17 protein-coding genes are annotated in these 19,626 nt (G+C 37.9%); 7 read left to right on the top strand and 10 right to left on the bottom strand.

Going from position 1 to position 19,626, the window contains the following annotated elements:
- Positions 1–38: 38 nt before the first annotated feature.
- Together PP2015_RS07425 and PP2015_RS07420 are read left to right on the top strand one after the other, a co-directional pair.
- Positions 39–2,141, top strand: coding sequence for a TonB-dependent receptor plug domain-containing protein (locus PP2015_RS07425; protein ID WP_058029661.1), 2,103 nt, complete (start codon positions 39–41; stop codon positions 2,139–2,141).
- On the top strand, positions 2,131–2,640 hold the full coding sequence (locus PP2015_RS07420) for a peroxiredoxin family protein (RefSeq protein WP_058029660.1): 510 nt from the start codon (positions 2,131–2,133) through the stop codon (positions 2,638–2,640). The genes PP2015_RS07425 and PP2015_RS07420 overlap by 11 nt, the downstream gene beginning before the upstream one ends.
- Positions 2,641–2,883: 243 nt before the next feature.
- Here the strand turns inward: PP2015_RS07420 and PP2015_RS07415 are convergent, their stop codons facing one another.
- Together PP2015_RS07415 and PP2015_RS07410 are read right to left on the bottom strand one after the other, a co-directional pair.
- Positions 2,884–3,429 carry a hypothetical protein gene (locus PP2015_RS07415; RefSeq protein ID WP_058029659.1) on the bottom strand — a complete coding sequence of 182 codons (546 nt, stop codon included), beginning with the start codon at positions 3,427–3,429 and terminating at the stop codon, positions 2,884–2,886.
- A 73-nt stretch (positions 3,430–3,502) separates the two neighbouring features.
- Positions 3,503–5,605, bottom strand: a complete 2,103-nt coding sequence (locus PP2015_RS07410) for a winged helix-turn-helix domain-containing protein (protein WP_058029658.1) — start codon at positions 5,603–5,605, stop codon at positions 3,503–3,505.
- A 153-nt stretch (positions 5,606–5,758) separates the two neighbouring features.
- Between PP2015_RS07410 and PP2015_RS07405 the strand changes: the two genes are divergently transcribed.
- Both PP2015_RS07405 and htpX read left to right on the top strand, forming a co-directional pair.
- Complete coding sequence (locus PP2015_RS07405; protein ID WP_058029657.1) at positions 5,759–7,198, top strand: serine hydrolase domain-containing protein; 1,440 nt, start codon at positions 5,759–5,761, stop codon at positions 7,196–7,198.
- 224 nt (positions 7,199–7,422) lie between these two features.
- Positions 7,423–8,289, top strand: a complete 867-nt coding sequence (gene htpX / locus PP2015_RS07400) for a protease HtpX (protein WP_058029656.1) — start codon at positions 7,423–7,425, stop codon at positions 8,287–8,289.
- A 63-nt stretch (positions 8,290–8,352) separates the two neighbouring features.
- Here htpX and PP2015_RS07395 read toward each other — a convergent pair whose 3' ends face one another.
- Entirely contained in the window at positions 8,353–9,192 is an 840-nt protein-coding gene (locus PP2015_RS07395; protein ID WP_058029655.1) for a delta-class carbonic anhydrase, read from the bottom strand.
- A gap of 221 nt (positions 9,193–9,413) precedes the next feature.
- Between PP2015_RS07395 and PP2015_RS07390 the strand changes: the two genes are divergently transcribed.
- Entirely contained in the window at positions 9,414–10,166 is a 753-nt protein-coding gene (locus PP2015_RS07390) for a substrate-binding periplasmic protein (protein ID WP_058029654.1), read from the top strand.
- Here PP2015_RS07390 and PP2015_RS07385 read toward each other — a convergent pair.
- A complete protein-coding gene (locus tag PP2015_RS07385) occupies positions 10,163–11,212 on the bottom strand; it encodes a hypothetical protein (protein WP_138560578.1) in 1,050 nt (349 codons plus the stop codon). The two genes, PP2015_RS07390 and PP2015_RS07385, sit on opposite strands and share 4 nt — an antisense overlap.
- A gap of 63 nt (positions 11,213–11,275) precedes the next feature.
- Complete coding sequence (locus tag PP2015_RS07380) at positions 11,276–12,337, bottom strand: hypothetical protein (RefSeq protein ID WP_058029652.1); 1,062 nt, start codon at positions 12,335–12,337, stop codon at positions 11,276–11,278.
- Between the two features lie 285 nt (positions 12,338–12,622).
- Between PP2015_RS07380 and PP2015_RS07375 the strand changes: the two genes are divergently transcribed.
- On the top strand, positions 12,623–12,874 hold the full coding sequence (locus tag PP2015_RS07375) for a TIGR03643 family protein (RefSeq protein ID WP_058029651.1): 252 nt from the start codon (positions 12,623–12,625) through the stop codon (positions 12,872–12,874).
- Between the two features lie 31 nt (positions 12,875–12,905).
- Here the strand turns inward: PP2015_RS07375 and PP2015_RS07370 are convergent, their stop codons facing one another.
- The 4 genes from PP2015_RS07370 to PP2015_RS07355 all read right to left on the bottom strand — a co-directional run bounded on the left by PP2015_RS07370 (position 12,906) and on the right by PP2015_RS07355 (position 16,553).
- Entirely contained in the window at positions 12,906–13,250 is a 345-nt protein-coding gene (locus PP2015_RS07370; RefSeq protein ID WP_058029650.1) for a 5-carboxymethyl-2-hydroxymuconate Delta-isomerase, read from the bottom strand.
- A gap of 60 nt (positions 13,251–13,310) precedes the next feature.
- Complete coding sequence (locus tag PP2015_RS07365; protein WP_227009175.1) at positions 13,311–14,660, bottom strand: leucine-rich repeat-containing protein kinase family protein; 1,350 nt, start codon at positions 14,658–14,660, stop codon at positions 13,311–13,313.
- A gap of 143 nt (positions 14,661–14,803) precedes the next feature.
- Positions 14,804–15,340, bottom strand: coding sequence for a DUF924 family protein (locus PP2015_RS07360; protein WP_058029649.1), 537 nt, complete (start codon positions 15,338–15,340; stop codon positions 14,804–14,806).
- 34 nt (positions 15,341–15,374) lie between these two features.
- On the bottom strand, positions 15,375–16,553 hold the full coding sequence (locus tag PP2015_RS07355; protein ID WP_058029648.1) for a MerR family transcriptional regulator: 1,179 nt from the start codon (positions 16,551–16,553) through the stop codon (positions 15,375–15,377).
- A 198-nt stretch (positions 16,554–16,751) separates the two neighbouring features.
- On the opposite strand from PP2015_RS07355, the gene PP2015_RS07350 reads away from it, so the two are divergent.
- Positions 16,752–17,588, top strand: a complete 837-nt coding sequence (locus tag PP2015_RS07350) for an acyl-CoA thioester hydrolase/BAAT C-terminal domain-containing protein (protein WP_058029647.1) — start codon at positions 16,752–16,754, stop codon at positions 17,586–17,588.
- Between the two features lie 54 nt (positions 17,589–17,642).
- Here PP2015_RS07350 and PP2015_RS07345 read toward each other — a convergent pair whose 3' ends face one another.
- Entirely contained in the window at positions 17,643–19,610 is a 1,968-nt protein-coding gene (locus tag PP2015_RS07345) for a pre-peptidase C-terminal domain-containing protein (protein ID WP_058029646.1), read from the bottom strand.
- Between the last annotated feature and the right edge of the window lie 16 nt (positions 19,611–19,626).

Genomic DNA, 19,626 nt, shown 5'->3' with positions numbered 1-19,626 from the left:
AAGTTTTTCAATCTAATCTTGTCAAGGATCCATAATTAATGGCATTACTATTTCCAACGCTAGCTGTTATAGCGTCTACAGCATCAGCACCAATTTCTGAACAACAAGAAGTAGAAACAATAGAAGTTAAAGGTGTAAGGTCTCGCCTGATAGAGTCTGGTGCTTTAAAAGATGATATTTCTAAAACTGAACTTTTATCAGAAGATTATATTAAAAATACACAATCATCGAGCTTGGCTGATGCGATTAAAAATGCCATTGGTATTCGTGTTTCAAATGAATGCGCTATGTGTGGTGCAAAACGTATCATGATTAATGGCCTCAAAGGTGAGCATACCAACGTACTTGTTGACGGCATACCTATGCACACTATGATCTCTGGATTTTATGGTATGGATTCAGTTGCGGCTGCGGGTATAGGTCGCATTGAAATCGCTCGAGGAGCAGGTGCTTCTCTTACTGCACCAGAGGCAATTGGTGGCACTGTAAATCTAGTAACCAGTGATCCGAGTGAAGAAAAGGTAGAACTAGACATTGCTGCAGGCAGTAATGGCTATCGACTCGTGTCTGGCATGGCAACGGGTATTAGTGAAGATGGTCGCACTAAAGCTATTTTGATTGGTCAATACGACAATAAAGATCAGTTCGATGGCGACAAAAATGGCGTTAGTGAAAACCCAGCCCTAACAAACCAATCTCTTACTTTGAGTTTGTCTCATGATATAGACTATTTAAATAATATCCGAATTCGTTTGAATCAGACTCAATCAGAAGTATTTGGTGGTCCAGTACTGGGAGATACAGCAACCAGCATTTCTGCAACTTTAGCGAGTGTCAACCTTGGTGAAGCTGACAGCCTATTTGAAGGCAATGATGTAAGGAACCGTTATGTTGGTAATGCATGGGAAACCGCTGAATGGGTAAAAACAGATCGTGAAGAAGCTAGTATTAGTTGGTTGCATGAGATTTCTTCTCGATTAAATGTGACTTCAAGTCTGGCCTATGTCGATCATACACAAGACTCATTTTATGAAAGCACTGATTATTATGCTGAAGATACTATGTTCTATACATCAGTTCGCTTTAATTATGACCTAAACGACAAGCATTTATTAACATTTGGTTTCGATCAGCGCAAAGAAGAAATGCGCTCTGCATCTGCTGCGCTTGAAGGGACTGAAAACTATGTCTCTGATAGTTTTGACTACGATACAACGGGTTTATACATTCAAGATACTTGGTTACCAAGCGATTATTTCGAAGCTTCAGCTGCAATCCGCCTTGATCAAATTAAGGCTGACTTTGTTGATGCTAGCAAACCAGGTGTTGAAATTGATAAAACCATCATTTCACCACGTGTAGATATGCGTTATTTCCATAACGAAACATTAACTTCACGATTATCATTTGGTCAAGGGTACCGTGCTCCCCTCTCATTCTTTGAAAGTGATCACGGAATTTTAGATTCTGGAAAAGGTTTCTTGGTTGAAGTGAATCAACCTGAGCGTTCAAAATCAGCGACTTATTCATTGAGCTACGAAGAAGAAACACTGACCGTTACTGCCTCTGCAGCACATACAAAAGTCGATCATCTAGCAACACTCTCCGAGAATGATGAAGGTACACCGCTTCTTACTCAGCTAACAGAAACAGCGGCTGTCACTGCAATAGATATCTCTGCTAATTATCAGGTAACCGACGACCTGACTATTTACGCAATTGCCGAGCAATATCACTATGACGATTCATTTAAAGCTTCATTCGGTATTGCACCCATAGAGAAAAGAGCGTCTATTAGTTCTGACCTACACTTTAAAAGTTGGGAGATTATCTCAAGTGCAACCTGGGTAGCGAGTAGAGACCTCACTGAGTACGGCTATGAGGGTTATAACGATACGCAAGCGCAGTTTGCAAAACCAACTACGGCTGAAAGTTACATCACAGTAGACATGAAAGTATCAAAAGCAATGTCTGAAACATTCACATTATATTTTGGTGCCAGTAATTTATTTGACTATAACCAAGCAGAAGATATGGGCAGCCCGCTTATGTTCGACGCCGAAGGCGGCTACGATGTTGTTTACATTCATGGCCCACTTCGCGGAAGAATGGCGTACGCTGGTTTAACCTATGAATTTTAAAACAGCCACTGTACTGTTTTTACTGTTTTTTGTTCATAAAGCTCATGCATTTGAGTTTTATGAACTGGCTATGCTGCGTCTGAATGACTCAGCATACGGTAAACAAGAAACATTATCTCAATTTAAAAACCGACCCATCATTGCTTCGTTCTTTATGCCAAACTGTAATTGGTGCGAGAAACAGCACAAGGCTTTAAAATTACTCAAGACTCAATGCCCCGAAGTCAGAAGTATAATGTTGGGGATCAATGGTAACAACAGAGATCTGAAGCGCGCTTTAAGAAAGAAAAGGAATCATTTTCCGGCGTTTGTTACTCACCCTGAAATAGTTAAGGCTCTAGGAGGTAAACCCCCTGTTCCAATGGCTTTAATTTTTAATAAATACGGAACGTTAACTTTTTATACCCAAGGCTACAACTCTGCAAGCACGCTTGAAAACCTAATAAAAGAAAACCATGTCTCATCGTGTAAAAATGAAAGTAGAACCAAATTACTTTGATTTTAATTTCATATTAATAAAAATTTAGATTCGTTTTATCTTCTTAAACAAGATTACTATGAGCTGACTTACACTACTGTCAATGCGAGTTAGGGTTGGGCATAAAAAAGGTTGTTTAAGTAAAAAACAAGGACAAAAGCAATACTCAGGTACTATAAACAAAACTATTGCTGAGATTTTGACAAATTTCCCCCCAAAACCTCAACATTGCTTTTAAAAAGTTAAAGATCCCTTTTTGCCTCTTTAATCGTCTTTTTGACAAGTACTCGGTCCAACTACGGATTTGGTGAACTGAAACTTATCTCCAATATTTTGGTATCTTAATTCTGCAATTTTTTTCGTATCTTCAAAATTATCTTCTACCTTGTAAGAAGAACCATGCGTTGAAAAAATGATGTAATTGTTTGCTGGTGAAATATCAAAGTACAGATCACCAATATAATTAATCATTCCCGCTTTAATCTCAAACTCACCAATACACTCCAAATCAGGTTTTACCAAAGCTGAGCCTTGCATATAGATTGCTTCATCAAATAGGTGGGTGCCAGCTGACATTGGAAATAAGAAGAAGTTCTCTTCTAACCTCATGACAAAACTATAATTATCAAGTATTTTGTTTTTATTCTTAGTCAAAAACTGGGCGGTGCTTGCATACCCGGTTTTCGTAATTCTTGCCAATACTAGTCCCTGCTCTGCATCTAAAGGCTTAGAAGGATCATATTTAACTGCAACACACCCTGATAGGAAGGTTAAGATCATTATTATTAATAAGTTATGTTTATACTTCATCACTTGTTTCTACAATCCAAACAAAAAAAGCATCATAATTAAATAAAATAGAACTTAAAAGTCACTATCTACCTTAAAACGTTTTTTTTAGTTCTAACCTCAGAATATCAGCTGAGTTTTTACTATCTTTTAGTAAAATAGTATTCCCTTTAATTTCAGAAATTTGATTACAAAATTCGGCACAGAAAATTTGTACGTCATTATCCAAGACCTCACCAGACTGATCAGGTTGTTGAAATCGATAGTATGCTAATTGAAAGCGCTGGCCTTGGCCCTTTAAATAATAAAATCCGTCTTTTTGAGGATAAAGTCGTTTAATAGTACCTTGATTGCTTAGTAGCGATGTATTATTGCCGTGATTAAATATCTCACCGCTCTCAAAACTAAGTAAGTTATCATTGTTGTCTAAGAAAACTTGTTTTTTTGCCAACTCGATATTTAAGCTTTGAGATACTTCAGTATTTAAATTAAATCTGTTGAGATTGTCAGTATGAGTTCCTTTATCAACAAATAATATTTCATCTGAATGTTGGTACCATGCTTTTGGCACACCTATTATTTTATCTAGCCACTGCAAAGAATGATGCTTTTCTTCAAGATGAATAATAAAAGGTTTATTGTTGATGCTACTTACAAGCCGTTTACCCTCTTTATCCCAAAACGCCTGTGTCAAAGCATATTCATTGTCTTCATTGTTGAATACTAGGCGCTCCTGGCCAGTGGAATTATGCTTTATAAATATTTGCGGCAAACCATTCTTAAGAGATACATAAGCTATTCTAGTTTCATCGGGAGACAAACTTGGGTTCATATCAACCGTATTCGAATCTACAACTTTTTTTGGCCCTGCCAAGGTATGAAGATCCGTTTTCAGAATGTCTTGATCTGATTTTGCTTCAATAAAATATAATTTGCTTTTAACGATTTGAGGGTAAACCAGGAAGTTATAGCTCTTATAGTCGAGTGTTGTTATGTCGCCAGACAAATTTAATTGTTTCAGCTGGCTTCCATTACTTAAAAGCAGAGCGTTTTCGTTCTCAAACCAAGATAAGAAGTGCCAGTTGTGATCAATCTCAGCTATGCTTGTTATGCGCCTAGAGTTAAGTTCTAAGCTTTTAAGTTCAGAAATGCCATGTTTATTAAATCCTAATATGGCAAGACGAGACTGTGTTGGAGAGAGGGAAATTTTGTAAGGCTTATAATCATCATTAGGACTCAGGATTGTCTCTGATAGTCCAGTATTTAAATTATGTTTATACAAACTCGCATTGCGGCTGTGCTCAGAGCTATTGTTATTCGCTAGATAATAAAGGTTCTGTTTATCATCAATGAAAAATACGCTATTCCAAGTGATGTCTTGCCGCTGAAATAGTATTTGCTCCGAAACTGGCTTTCGTTGTGCGTCCAGTAAAATACGATTAAAAGAGATGTTATTTTGTTCTTTTGAGGAATAGACAATACTATTTAAATGAACATCCCATGCAAGATATGTATAAGCTTTAGCATTTTGGCTTAAAGGCCACTCCTTTTGCGTTACAAGGTCTTTCAATAGTAGCCTGCGTTGACTAGGTCCGCGTTGACTAAGTCCACTCTGAATATAAGCCATATAGCGACCATCAGGGCTAACCTGCATATAACGCTCTTTATCATTGCTAGATGTGATCGGACTCAGGTTTAAAAGCTGAATTTTTGACTTTTGAGGTTTGAATAAAACCACACTAGAAACCGCGACAATACATAAGATTAAGCATATCAAAGCCAAGTTTGATGGTTTTATCTTGAGTAATGCAGACTTTTGAACTTCTAAGCTTGAGCCTTGTTGTTCTGTTTCTCCGTTCGCACTATCAATCAATTTAATCGAGGCTTCTAAACTATATCCTCTTTTGGGGTGGGTTTTAATTAGCGTTTTATCTTCATCGGATAATGCTTGTCTCAGTAAAGCTATATTTCTTCTAACTGAGTTAGGGCTGTAAATAGATCTGGGCCAAACTTTTTCAAATAAAACTTCGGCTCTATGAACCTGTTTAGGTGCACCACAGAGTACCCTTAGCAAATCCATTACTTTTGGCTCTATCACCTCTATTTTTGTATCTGTCGAAATCTGCCCAGTTCCAAAATCAACTCTAAATTCATTGATAGAAATTTTTTTTGGTAAATTTTTATATGATGAATCCAATCTTATCTCTTTGTAATTATTAGTTATATTTTCCTTAAGCCTTTCTTAATCTGTTCTTAACGACTTCCTCATCGCCTACTTACGAATATAAAAGTAAAACAGTCACTAAGGCCGACAGCCATATTAATCAATTAAATACAAAAGGAATACAACATGAAGCGAACTTTTATTGCTCTTTCTCTGTTAGCATTTGCTAGCAACGGCTCATTTGCAGCTGAAAATACCCTTAATCATAATAAATTAGCAGATACTTTTTTAACCGCTCTGAATTCTCAAAAACTGTCTAACATAGAAAACTTTGTTGTTTCTCAATTCTCAAAAGATGCGCTTTCACGGTGGGAGGGAACAGGTAAAGACAGGTATGTTGGCTATTCAATGAATAAAGCACTTTACCTTGGCAATTTAGAAGTCTTAGATTCTAAATTAGAAAAAACAGACAACGGCTTGCAGCATATTAGTACGGTTTATTCTAAAAACATTGATATGCAATATCGCATGGTGATCTATTTCAATAATGAGCAAAAGCATGCTATTACAGGTTGGTATATTGGGGAAAATCCAAAAGATACCTCTCATCTTTCTAAATTATCAGATGATAGATTTGTTGAAGAAGTTAAAAGCTACAGTACCAGACTGGCGAATAATGGCGCGTTCTCGGGTGCTATTTTACTCGCTAAAGGTGACAAAGTACTTTTTTCTGCTGCGCATGGTTTAGCTTCGAGACGTTACGATGTGCCAAATAATTTAAATACGAAATTTCAAATTGGCTCTATGAACAAGATGTTTACCAGTATTGCTATTTTGCAGCTAGTTCAACAAGGTAAAATGTCACTAGATGACCCAATGACAAAGTACATTGACTCTCGCCTCTTAGGTGAGGGAGATTTCTCGAAAATTAAAATTAAACATTTGCTGAGTCATACATCGGGGATCGGTAATGGAGAAGGATTTAATGCAATTCAAAATAAAGTCCGTTCATTAAAAGATATAATCCCCCTACTTCCTTCCATTGATACGACCTTTGAACCCGGTTCAAGATGGAGATATAGCAATAATGGCATGATGCTGCTTGGGAAAATCATCGAAAATGTGACCGGTGAAAGCTACTTCGACTACATTAATAAACACGTTTATGCCAAAGCAGATATGCGCAATAGTGGCAGTTTTGACTTAGACGTGCCCGTTAAGAATACGGCAAGAAACTATTGGTTTTCAGTAGAAACCGGCCAAATCACCGAGAATTTAATGTTTCAGTCTGTAAAAGGAGGCCCGGCTGGTGGAGGCTACTCTACAGTGTCAGATCTACATAAATTTGCGATTGCACTGCAAAATGGGAAATTAATAAGCAAATCTCTCGCTCAACAAGCACTAAGTGCAAAACCCGAGCTTAATGCTAATAACTGGGGATATGGCTTTTCAATAAGAGGCGACGAAGAAAATACCATTATTGGTCATAACGGCCAGCACCTTGGTATGACCGCTCGTTTAAATATGTATAAAGAAAAAGGCTATATCTTAGTTGTGTTGGGTAATTATGAGTCTTCAGCTTGGCCTGTTATCGCAAAAGTAAATCAACTTATGAAACGACTTTAACTATCCTAAACCTCACCATAAGCAGCTAGGATTTTATCCTGGCTGCTTCATAGCCGCACTATTTCAAACCCAAACCACAAGATTAACGTATTTAGGTATCAACAAACCCAAATTTTTGTTTGAAACTATTTAAACGAAACATTTCGCCCATATATTGATAAATATTGAACTTTAAAACAAATATTCGCACAAATTACTGATTGGCTTTATTTTCGAGGGGTCTTATGAAACGAGTCGTGTTGTTTTTAATTACAAACCTAGCGGTGATGATCGTGTTAGGTTTAGTCTTATCCATCTTGATGAGTGTCTTTGGTATTAGTAACCGAAGCCTTGGTGGTATTTTAATGATATCTACAGTTTTTGGCTTTGGTGGTGCATTCATTTCACTATTCATGTCGAAATGGATGGCCAAGAAGTCCACTGGCGCTTATGTCATTGAGCAACCAAGAAATGAAATTGAACATTGGTTAATGACAACGGTTGCGCGTCAAGCGGAGCAAGTAGGTATAAAAATGCCTGAAGTGGCAATTTACGACAGCCCAGAAATGAATGCGTTTGCAACTGGACCAAGTAAAAACAATAGCCTAGTTGCTGTAAGTACAGGGCTCATGCATAACATGACACGTGACGAAGCTGAAGCCGTTCTAGCACATGAAGTGTCTCACGTTGCTAATGGCGATATGGTTACCCTGACTTTGATACAAGGTGTTGTAAATACCTTTGTTATCTTCATCTCTAAAGTACTTGCAGGCATCGTTGATAACTTTTTAAACAGCGATGAAGAAGGTGAAAACAGTGGTGGAAGTTGGACTTATTTCATTTTTGATATGATTTTCCAAGTGATTTTCGGCATTTTAGCGTCGGTTGTAGTTGCCTACTTTAGCCGTAAACGTGAATTTGCTGCAGACAGTGGTGCTGCACAATTAGTTGGTGCGCATAAGATGCGAGCAGCACTTGAGCGCCTGCGTAACAACCATGAATCACAGCTTGAAGGTTCTATGATGGCATTTGGTATTGCATCAGGAAAAAGCATAGCTGATATGTTCGCGTCTCACCCACCACTTGAACAACGTATTAATGCATTAAAATAAGCATCAATTCATTAAAAAAGGAGTACAGCTAGTACTCCTTTTTCTATTATTTTTCATTCTACCTTATTCTATATCTGAAATAAGCGCAGGATTAACTACTAAGTTACGCACACCATGAGCGTGATCTTCATTGAATGCATTGTCTTTACACCACAGCCCGACTGATTCAATATTCACTTTAGCGACACGTGGGCGAACACTCCAGCTCACCTGTAAGGGTGAACCTTTTTCATTGTAACTAGGACCTGTCGTCGAGCCTGCATATTGAACTGGTGCACCAGTAAAATTTGGAATATTAAGTGCCTGATAATAACCATTTTGCTTACCAAACTGAGTTAAATCAGCAAAATCTAATGCATTTTTGTCACTTACAAGTACATACACTTGCGCTTCTACTCGTAATTGCGGGTTAGCAATTGAGTCGCTCAAACAAGCACCTAGTGTTGGGCCTGGTTTTACTTGTGCTGTTGTATGAACGTAGTGAAGTTCAATGGTGTCGCCCGGGAATAGACCACCCGTTTTAGAAGGACAAATTTGGCCTTTAACTGCTTTTAGCTCTTTCTTCGAAAGTTCACCGTTATAAACAAATCCAGTTTCAAAACCTTTACCGTTACCATTACCAGCATATTTAGTGAATTCGCCGCCTTTATGCTCAGCATTTTTATGGAAGTGGATGTTACACAAGTTCATTTCTTTATGAGAAGGCGCAGCATTAAAAGCAATGTTGTTTTCGCCTTCTAAAGTATCAATGTCACGCGGAGATTGGGGACCAAAACCTTTACCCTCTGTATTTTTAGCAAGATTCATTCGCTGCTCGGCAATCACTTTATCAGAAACATTTGCAATGGCACCAAAAGAAATTGAAGTAAGAACTCCCACAGCACAGAATGTATTAAATTTCATATTATCCTCAGTTATTAAAAGTCCAAATAATCGCAATAAAATTATTAGCAATAAAAATAAAGCCTTATATGTAATTATATCTAATTTAAATTGAGATTACCCTTTTCAGGGAATTGAATATTGAAATAAAAGTAAAGTTCAAGTTAAAAATGTTGTGAGATAAACTTCAGTTCGGTGGTATTTGCTCTATGCTTAAATAAAAGTTGATGATGGTGTTCTCAATGAGACGTTTTACGACTCTACTTTGCTTATTCTTCCTATTCTTTTCATGCTCTATACTTGCACAAAACTGTAAAAAAATTGGCGTTGTGTCTAGTTGGCCACCTCTGACCGTATTTGATTCTGAAGGCGCTGCTGGCCTTGATGTGGAAATTGTAAAATTAATTTTTGGTGAAGCTAATATGTGCTTCAAGTTTGTGAGATTACCTTCTAGTGCTAGAACATTTGAGGAAATGAGTAAGGGCGAGATAGATGTTTCAACAATGACAAGTTTTACACAATACAGATTAAAATATGGTACTTTCTCAAAAAGCTATCGTGATGAAAAAATGCGTCTTCTCTCGCTTAAAAAACCTACCACTCTACCCAGCTTAGAACAGCTTGTCAGTCAAGATAAAACAATTGGTCTAAGTATTGGGTCATACTATGGCGCAGAATTAAACCAATTGATGAATAAGCAAAAACATAAAGATCAGTTTGTTAGTTTAGCAAGCGCAAATAGTCGTATCGAAATGCTTATGAAAGAAAGAGTAGACTTTATCATCGACGACATTATCAGTGCACACTACTACAAGACATCTCTTGGATATTCAAATTTAAATGTTTGGCCATATGTTGTACATGACAACCCTGTTCATCTTTTGCTTAGCCACCAAGCCTTCGACGAAAGTGAAGTTACTAAAATAAACTCGGCAATTGAAACACTAAAAACTGATATTGATTCCATCGTGATGAATTACTTAACTAGCAACTAATTTGTTTTGGCCAAATTTTGCAAAAAGGACAAGCGCTTTTTCTCATTGTCGGATGGTACGTAAGCTGTTCTATTAAGTGAAGAAGTGTCTACATTCTCAAATGAGAGTGTATCAATTGCTGAGCTTCCGAAACGAGATGGCTCTGATGGGTGTGTTGAACGTTTTTCAATTGTAAATGTACTCAGCTCAAATGAATCAACATTAGGAACAATACTTTGATGTGCTTTTAAAATGATTTGCTTTTGCCCTGTTTCTAACCTTGCCTGCGAAACCAATGAAGCTATAGGCTGCTGGGCTGAAAATAAGTTAGCTCTTAATCTATAAAGGCCTGCTTTCTCTACTTTAACGCTTACTGGAAACGCTAGATCGCTACCATCTACATAAGGCTCTTTGACACCTGTCACTATGGCACTTTTTTGATTGTACTTAACTTGCGCCACTAAAGGGATATCATCACCATTTACATTAGCTAGCACTGTGATTTGTAAGTCTATTGGGTAATCACTGTCACCTTTTATTTCTGCTACGTACCCACCTTCTGAATACTGCATAGTTGAATTTGATATAGTCTTTCGCGTATCTGTATCTTGCACTTTTATTTTAGCAGCATAAATTTCAGCTCCAGACACTCTAACCTTAATAGGCTCTGGTGCAACAAAATGATATTTCTCAAGCGCCATGGATATTGTCACATTGCTATCTTGCGTGACCATAGTAATAGGCTCGAAATAATTTGGATTTAATAAACTAAAATCATTTAAAGATAACGGTTGAGAATAAGGTGGATAATTCAAACTTTGCTTGTATTTTATTGCAATAATTTTTGCCGAATCAACAACTGGTTGTTCAAAGCTTATTGGCGTGGGCTTCTCTGTTTTCTTTTCAAACTCTTGCGTGGACGAAACACTCTCATCTTGATTGGGAATATGCGCAGTTTTTAACTCAGTATTTTTTTCATTAACGTTGTTTTGTATTGAGCCAGAGAAGTACCAAATACTTATACATCCAAAAATTACTAGCCCAATAATAATTTTATTCTTCTTCATAGTATCAACCATATAAGGCCGTAAAAAATTTACGGCCTTAATAACATTACTTAATTTTAAATCTTAGAGTGTGTTGTATATTAACTTTGACATGCTTTGAGAATCAGACTGACTCACATATTTATAATGTGTTTTAAAAATCCAGAACCCATAATCTTTTTGGTAAGTGGAGAATGAAATTGTATCGCCATTATCCAGCCTTAAAGCGTCATTAGCCGCTGTCACTTTGCCTTTTTGCTTATTCAGAATGATTGATAAGTGATCATAGTTATCAGACATCAGCATTGGATAGTGATTTGGCATAAAGCTTTTCACTGCATCACCTTGAGATGAGATCTTCCCATCAAAAGCGATGCTAGAAGAACAGCTACCAAAGTCTCCCGATTTACTTGAGCCACAGCTTGAATGTGAAGCTACTACGCTATCATCTTTGCCTTTTAAAAATAGCTTGGTTGCACCTAGAAATAGATCACCCTCGCCCACAAATCTAAGTCTTGGTGCACGATCGCTCGGTAGTGCGGCCAATTGTCGCGCATTATTAACTTTAAGATCGTTCAAAACACCTAACTTATCGGTTAATGGTCCGCCCAACCAAGCTTGCAAAGCAGCTTCAATAAGTGGGTTCCAAGATGTCGCACCTTGAGTCACATTCACTGCTAAATCTGCCAATTCACTACCACCACCAGCACCTGCGATATCAAATGTCGCGATGATATTTAGCGGCTTGAGCCCTGCAGCATTCAACCAGTTTGCTTGATTATCAATAATATAGCGTGCCACTAAATCACCTGTTGAATGTGTAACAAATACACAGCCTTGGTCACATACACCACGCTCACTCATCGACTTTAATTTTGGCCACACATAATCTGTAGCGATTTTACCTTCTACACGCTCAAATGAAGGCCAATCTATTCTTTCGTCAGCCAAAGCGCCCCAGTAATCAGCCCAATAGCTTTCGCCATCGCTGCTAACTGTATTTGCCGAGCCGAACAACAGTTGTTGCGGTTGAAAACCGTGAATTAAAACAGTTTTATAACTAGTTGCACTTGCAACATTAGATAATGCTAAAGCCCATACTGCAAAAACTAAGCTTGTTATTTTCATTGTGTTCAGATTGCCCATTGCAACCTCCAAGTTTCTTGCAAAAATAACCTTATTTCGAGTACCCGAAATAAAGTTTCCCGTGCGGCATCTGGTATGACATCTGTCCAGATGCAATTAGAGTATTAGATCGAAATATAAACATTTGCAATATTTCATTTACATTTATTCACGTTTTATGTCTGAAATTTGAAAGCTTATTAAAAATACTTGGATGTAACTGTCTCTTTAAAAAAGAAAATTTATAAATCTAAAATTGAGAATTTTCCGTAAAAATAAGACTACTTTTACAGAGTTTAAAAATGTATGGATTTATTAGAGCATGAAGTGTCACGCATAATCGAAATGGCGTGGGAAGACAGAACACCATTTGAAGCAATTAATACCTTATATGGCTTAAATGAAACGCAAGTCGTTAATTTAATGCGTAAAGAAATGAAACCAAGCAGCTTCAAAATGTGGCGAAAACGCATGGCGGGGCGAGAAACTAAACATCTGAAATTGCGCAACCCTGAGATTTCACGCGGATATTGTAAAACGCAATACAAGCACCGCTAGAGTTTAAGCTATAAATATTGCTTGAGAAGTTTTATAACTTCTCAAGATTACAATAAGTTGCTTTTTCAAAGTCACTGACGTTCATCGCGATATTCTCAATATTTGGAAATAGTTCAGCAAGTTTAGAAACAATAATCTTAGAAAGCATGGCTTTTTGTTCGATAGACCTTCCCTGCATGATGTGTGCAAATACATGAATGAAGCCAGCACTTTTATTACCTACTAGGTATTTTTGATAAGGGTTAATCCTTACCTTGATTTCACTTTCAATAAATAGGCCTGAAGAGTTCGCGGCATGGTGAAGGCTTGCCATCAAATCTTCTTCTGTATAATTATCAAGGATTGAATCTGAACAATCTAATATAAAGTGAGGCATGAATAATCCTTATAATTTCATCTATGAATTCAGCAAGTGCTGTTGTATCAAAAAGCTTTTTTAGTTTTGAATCATCAATTTCTTAATATCAGTAAAACTTGGCCTATGTGATACATCATCATTCAAACACGAATTTCGAATATTTGAAACTTTTTCAAACAATGCCAAATCCGTGAGCTTTGACTTTTCTCTTGTTTCTATTACTTCACAATGAATCAATAAATCGTCTAGCAAATTACCAAACGCTCTAACTTCAATTCGTTCAAATTGCTGTTGCTGAACCTCAGAAAGGTTATGTAACTGCGTCGCAGCGCCAAAATCACCGAACATCACATGTCCCTGTTCATTAATCATTGTGTTATGTGCGTAAAAATCACCATGACTGACTTGCTGATTATGTAAGTGCGACAATACATCTGCTAACTGTTTAGCAATATTGCTGATTGTTTCAATAGAAAATTGCGAGCCTTCAACAAATGTGTCTCTTGTACAGGTTTCATAGTTTGGTGGCAGGCCAAGATTTTCATAGCCTTTTGGTATTAAATCCATAAGTAGGGCCAAGAAATCAGGTTCTGAAATATTCGCAAATGTATTGATTAGATTTTCATGCTGACCCGCTGTTAAACAAGCATTTAACTCATCTTCTGGGTAACCGTCACTGGTTTTTCCGCCTTTAAACACCTTAATGGCAATGTCAGTGTCAACATTAGTTAATTTGCCTTGATAAATTACACCCGATGCGCCCTGACCTATTTGCTCATTGAGTACAATATCTTGCTGCTCATACTGAGCAATACCTGAATGTGCTTTATGATCACCCACAAATGGGTTACCAGATAGTGCCAGCCAAGCCAATTTTGGCAGTTTAAATAAACCCGCAGGAACTGAAGCTAATTCATTTGCTGAAAGCCTAACTAACTCTAATTGCTTGCACTGTGTAAAACTTTCTGGAATTGCAGAAAGTTTATTCCCGGCTAATGCTAACTTCTTTAGCTGACTTAATTGACCAAAGCTGTGTGGTAATTGAGTTAGACAGTTATCGGTTAAAATTAACCAGCGCAAGTTTTTAGGTAATGCAGTCTCACTGATTGACTCGATTTGATTCGATTTAAAACCAACCATGTCTAAGTTAAGGCATTTTCCTAAGACGTCAGGGAAAACTTTAAACTGATTAAACGATAGAAATAATACTTTTAAGTTTTTGAGTTGAACAAAACTGTCTGGTAATTCTGATAGCAAATTATTTGAGAGGTCTAACACTTCGAGAGAGTCTGATAAAGAAAGGATTTCTTCAGGTAATTCAGATAAACCTTCGACTAATTGCAGCCTTTTATAACCTTGGTACTTCCCTGCTTTTAAATCATTTAGATTATGACATTGCTGCTCTGCTGCTGTTAGTCCTGAGATCACGCTTGTTCGCCTCCTAAAAGTAAAGGCGAGAGTTTAACTTATCTTTATGAATGATTCAGTAATGTCTAAGCATATTCTATTTTTTATATTCAAAGGAAACAAAGCGCGATTTACATGCGCTTTGTGAGTTAGTTTATAAAAGCCTAAAAGCTCGAGTCTGGCTCTTGCAAAAAAGCGATTTCTTCTTGGGTAGATTCTCTGCCTAAAATTGCATTACGATGTGGATAACGGCCAAATCTGTCTATGATCACTTTATGTTTAAGCTCGAACTCTAGGTTATTTTCATTGCCATGCGCTGTATAGAGCTTTACTGCTTCTTCATGAATGCGTCTAGACTCACTGTGCATGAATGGCAGATAAAAGAAGCTACGTTTCTCAACCTCAACTAATTTATCAAAACCATTATTAATGGCTTGCTGAGCAAGTGCCAAGGCGAGCGGATCTGCAGCAAAAGCTTTCGGCGTATCACGATGTATATTTCTGGAAAATTGATCGAGTACAATCACTTCTGCAAGACTCGATTCTGCATGTTCTCGCCACTCAAACAGCTCTCCAAGAACAGCTTGTTGATGTAATGTGCCAAACCGTCGAATAATCTCTTCATCAAACGCTAAATCTTTTTGCCACCACATCTTTGGTGAGATTTCATTAAACCAAAAATCGAGTACTTGTTGGTACATGACGAACATCCTAACTAACTATTTATGCTTAACTTTATAACGCATTTCTTCTAAGCACAAAGAAATGATAACCGAACTGCGAACCATCATGTGATTGATACATATCGAGCTCTGTTTGAATATCCTTGATTGCCTGTGACTCTGGCATACTGGCTTTCAGCGTATTCAGCCTTGCTTGCAAGGGCTGCCAATAGTTTTGCCAAGCTTTTGCACTAATTGTGAAGTCATCTAACACTTCAAAACCAAGTTTTTTAGCTTGTATCAAACGCGTATCAACGTTTGTCATTGCTGGATATTCAGTCGACCAAAATGATTGATACTTTTCATTTGGCTTCGAAGTTAACCAAACTAAATCACTGACAATAATCAAACCATCTACCTTGAGCACTGTTTGCCATTGCTTTAGGGCCTCTTCAAAACCCATAATATAGACACAGCTTTCTGCCAAAATTGCATCAAAACTATGTGCTTTAAATGGCAGTTCAGACATGCTCGCACACATGGGAGTAACCTGTTCAGCGTAACCCTTGCTTTCAATCAACTCTGCTAAATTTGTTACCGCAATGGGTTCGTTGTCGATGGCTGTGATCTGAGCGTTAGACTGTTCTGCCAATAAACAAGTCGATAAACCTTTACCACTACCTATTTCTAAAATGTTACTAGCCTTGCTCGGAATATGTGAAATCGCTTTGAGCGTATCGCTGTCGTCTCCGGGTCCCCAACGAGTCAAAGGTTCAAAAACGGTTAGGAAGTCTTGCATATATTGGTCGTGTGTGTTCATATCTTTTGATAACCACCTTATTCTTTGCGCTTCTTTTTCAGTAAAGCCCTGCTGTAATAACCATTCATAGTGCGCTTGTGGCGCAAGTTCATTTAATTGCGCATGAAAATCACGATTAGAACTTTCCCCCAATAAACCAGAAAGTAATTTTCTTGCTTTCTGTTTTTGCACTATTTCTTCATCTAACAAACGCAGCCTTTCACTTAAAATACCTTTATCTATTTTGCCATTCAGGCAGGTAATACATTCTTTAAGTGATAATCCACCAGCTTGTAACTGCATGACTAAAGTTAAACGCTGAGCATCCAATTCGGTATAAACCCGGTAACCATTGCCTAAGCGTTGACCTCTAATGACACCTAATTTCTCGTAGTACAACAACGTCGTTCTTGATAAACCTACTCGTTTTGCAAGCCCTGAGATTAAAAACATATAAGTCCATTCTGAGTGAATTAATTAAAGCATATTTAAGATTAGCTTGTTTTGATGATGAGAGCATAAAGTGTATAGCTGTAGACAGGTCAAAAGAAATCTTTACAAAGCTCTAAGAAAATTATAATTGGTTACATTTCAGCCTTTAACTTTCAGTTTTTTCTGAATAAACTAAATCAAACTTTAAAGGAAATAAAAATGTATAAGTCAATTCGGTTTTTACTCATTACAATCGCCCTTCTTGTGATACAAAATGCTCTTGCAGACGATGCCACCTATTCAATCGAAAAAGTCACTTATAAAAATCTAGTGGCTGAATTGTACCTACCTAAATCAACCAAAGCGGTGCCTGTAGTCATTGCTTTTGGCGGCTCTGAAGGCGGTATAGGCACTGGTAAAGCAAACGGAGAAATGATAGCACCACATGGTGTCGCAGTTTTAGCACTTGCTTATTTTGATGCGCCTGGGATCTCAAAAACACTAGACCAAATACCTTTGGAATATTTTTTAGATGCGATTGATTACGTCACAACCCATAAGAAGATTAATGCAAATAAAATAGGCGTTGTCGCAGGCTCGCGAGGAAGCGAAGCTGCATTTCTGATGGCAAGTTTAGATAAGCGAATTAAATCAGTGGTTGTTACTACTCCGAGTAAGGTCGCTTGGTACGGTATGACAAAAGCACGCTCAGCTTGGACTTACCAAAATAGAGATATTCCAGCACTGAGTCTTGGTTTAAGCAAAGAAGCAAAGCTAATTGACCGTTTTTCTGTTGCTTTAAACGATGAAAAAAAATCAAACGAGGCTCAATTTAACTTTGAGGAAATCAATGGTCCAATTTTACTTATCTCAGCTGAGCACGATCAAGTATGGCCCTCTTATAAAATGTCGAGTGACATAAAGGCATATCTAGAAAGTCTTAACTTTAAGCATACGGTGATCCATAACGCGTATAAGACAGGTCATGGTTTTAGCCAAGAAACGGCACCTGAAATTAAACTTTCAATAATTAATCATTTTATAAAAACGCTGTAACCAAAAAAAGAAAGCCAAGCACATGCTTGGCTTTCTTTTATTTATAATTAGAATTTATTCATAACTATAACTTAAAGTCACACCCGAATAGGCTTTATAGGCTTTTACGCCAAAGTGCCACTCGCCTGCTTTTGGGTTTGTGAGCGTGCATGTCTCACTGTTGCCATCTTTATAAGGGCGACATTCATAACTGGAACTATTGGGCGCAGAGCCACTTTTAACATATAAATCCGCATCGCCCGTGCCACCAGAAATAGTGACCGTCATTTTGCTTATACCACTGGGTAAAGTGGCGCTTCGATATTGCCATTTATCGGTACTCGCAGACAGGTTTGAAAAGGTATCAGACCCACCATTACCTCCGCCACCATTATTGCTATAGGTTGCTTTTAAACTGACAACGCTAAATGCGCTGAAGCCTTTAACGACCACATAGTATTTTCCCGTTTTAACAGCATCAATACTACAAGTTTCATTATTGCCATTTTTATACGGGCGACAGTCGTATGTACTCGACGTTGGTTTGCTGCTGTAACGCACATACATGTCGGCATCACCAGTGCCCCCAGACATTTCAACTAATAAAGCATTTTGACCAGCTGGCACATCAATATAAAAACCGAGTTCGTGCGATTTATTGCCGCTGATATTTGTTGCAGCAACACCATTTGTTAACTCCGTATCACCCACTGGTGGATCAATAACACCTGTATCAATTTTAGTTAATCCGTTAGTCGCTTTAACTAAGTTAAGTACATCACCTGCCCCTGAGGCATACCACCAATTAACATTATTAGGTAGCAAGGTTGGATTTGCATCTCGATCAGCTTTTGAAAGTGTGTTTGCAGTAGAGTTAAATTGTGCAGTTCTCACATCAAGCTTATCACTTGATACCGTCAGCACTTTGAATTGTTGAATACTGGCAAGATCAATCGTCCAAGATTTAGGATCGTTGGCACTACGGGCAGGCGCCCCCCAACTTCCTTCTCCGACAAACACAGTACCGCCACTGGTTGTACTCGTAAAATTGTTACCACTTGGTTTCAGTGCTTGTGTCACTTTGTTGATGTGCGTATCAGACTCAACCACCAAATTCATTTTATGGTTATAGAAATGATTTGCCCACCAAGTATGCAAAATGGTGTTGTCTGATTTACCTGAATAATGTGGGAACATTGGCTTATGGTATTGTGCTACGCGCCAACTTACTGAGCCACCAGAGCTTTGCAGATCTTGTTGCAACCAATTATTCATTACTGTTGCATAACTTGACCAGCCCGAATTTTTATATTGAGAATTTAACGTATATACACGTAATAGTGGCGAAACGTTAAATGCACCATAGGTGTCTTTCGCGTCACAGACATTATTGTTGTCGTAATCCACACCAAACACTTGGCATAGTGTTTTGTAGTTATCATCTTCATGATTACCATGTGTGGCAACAAACGGGTAGATCCGTTTGTAATTCAGCCCGTCGATGCTATCTGAAGAGAAAGTAAGTTGCCAATCATTGAGGTAACTGCTCATTTCAGAAGCGGTGTTAGCATTGGTATAGTCGCCGCCATGCATGATAAACAGTGGACGGATCTTAGCAACTAACTTATTGCCATTTTGTCGATTCGTCCATCCAGTACGTGTATCTCCACCAGCGATTGCGACAAAGGGAGAGTTGTCATTGGGGGCTGTTTTGAACCATAGACGTTGACCGCAGCCCGAATCATCACAGACGCGATAATACACGGGTTTATTCGCTGATAGCCCTGTAAGCTTTACAAATTTACTTTGTAAAGAACCATCAAAGGTATGGCTAGCTGTCACGTTCTTTCTTTGCCATAAAGACTCATCTGTCGACACACCATATTTGACATAATGATTTGTGCTTCCATCAGGTGTGAAGCCGATAGTCGCTTGACTTTGTGGGGCGTTATCCCAAATGAGACGATGATATTTACTACCTGCTTGCGCGTTAAACGCACTAAGCAAAGCAAATGATATAGCGACCTTGCTATAATTTTTCATAGTTGTTCCTTAGTAT

This window comes from Pseudoalteromonas phenolica (assembly GCF_001444405.1).
Classification (GTDB): Bacteria; Pseudomonadota; Gammaproteobacteria; order Enterobacterales; family Alteromonadaceae; genus Pseudoalteromonas; species Pseudoalteromonas phenolica.
This window is presented reverse-complemented; position numbering and strand designations above follow the sequence as displayed.

Coding starts and splice junctions, on each gene's coding strand:
- PP2015_RS07425 (WP_058029661.1), top strand. CDS start 39: ATGGCATTACTATTTCCAACGCTAGCTGTTATAGCGTCTACAGCATCA.
- PP2015_RS07420 (WP_058029660.1), top strand. CDS start 2,131: ATGAATTTTAAAACAGCCACTGTACTGTTTTTACTGTTTTTTGTTCAT.
- PP2015_RS07415 (WP_058029659.1), bottom strand. CDS start 3,429: ATGAAGTATAAACATAACTTATTAATAATAATGATCTTAACCTTCCTA.
- PP2015_RS07405 (WP_058029657.1), top strand. CDS start 5,759: ATGAAGCGAACTTTTATTGCTCTTTCTCTGTTAGCATTTGCTAGCAAC.
- htpX (WP_058029656.1), top strand. CDS start 7,423: ATGAAACGAGTCGTGTTGTTTTTAATTACAAACCTAGCGGTGATGATC.
- PP2015_RS07395 (WP_058029655.1), bottom strand. CDS start 9,192: ATGAAATTTAATACATTCTGTGCTGTGGGAGTTCTTACTTCAATTTCT.
- PP2015_RS07390 (WP_058029654.1), top strand. CDS start 9,414: ATGAGACGTTTTACGACTCTACTTTGCTTATTCTTCCTATTCTTTTCA.
- PP2015_RS07385 (WP_138560578.1), bottom strand. CDS start 11,212: ATGAAGAAGAATAAAATTATTATTGGGCTAGTAATTTTTGGATGTATA.
- PP2015_RS07380 (WP_058029652.1), bottom strand. CDS start 12,337: ATGGGCAATCTGAACACAATGAAAATAACAAGCTTAGTTTTTGCAGTA.
- PP2015_RS07375 (WP_058029651.1), top strand. CDS start 12,623: ATGGATTTATTAGAGCATGAAGTGTCACGCATAATCGAAATGGCGTGG.
- PP2015_RS07370 (WP_058029650.1), bottom strand. CDS start 13,250: ATGCCTCACTTTATATTAGATTGTTCAGATTCAATCCTTGATAATTAT.
- PP2015_RS07360 (WP_058029649.1), bottom strand. CDS start 15,340: ATGTACCAACAAGTACTCGATTTTTGGTTTAATGAAATCTCACCAAAG.
- PP2015_RS07355 (WP_058029648.1), bottom strand. CDS start 16,553: ATGTTTTTAATCTCAGGGCTTGCAAAACGAGTAGGTTTATCAAGAACG.
- PP2015_RS07350 (WP_058029647.1), top strand. CDS start 16,752: ATGTATAAGTCAATTCGGTTTTTACTCATTACAATCGCCCTTCTTGTG.
- PP2015_RS07345 (WP_058029646.1), bottom strand. CDS start 19,610: ATGAAAAATTATAGCAAGGTCGCTATATCATTTGCTTTGCTTAGTGCG.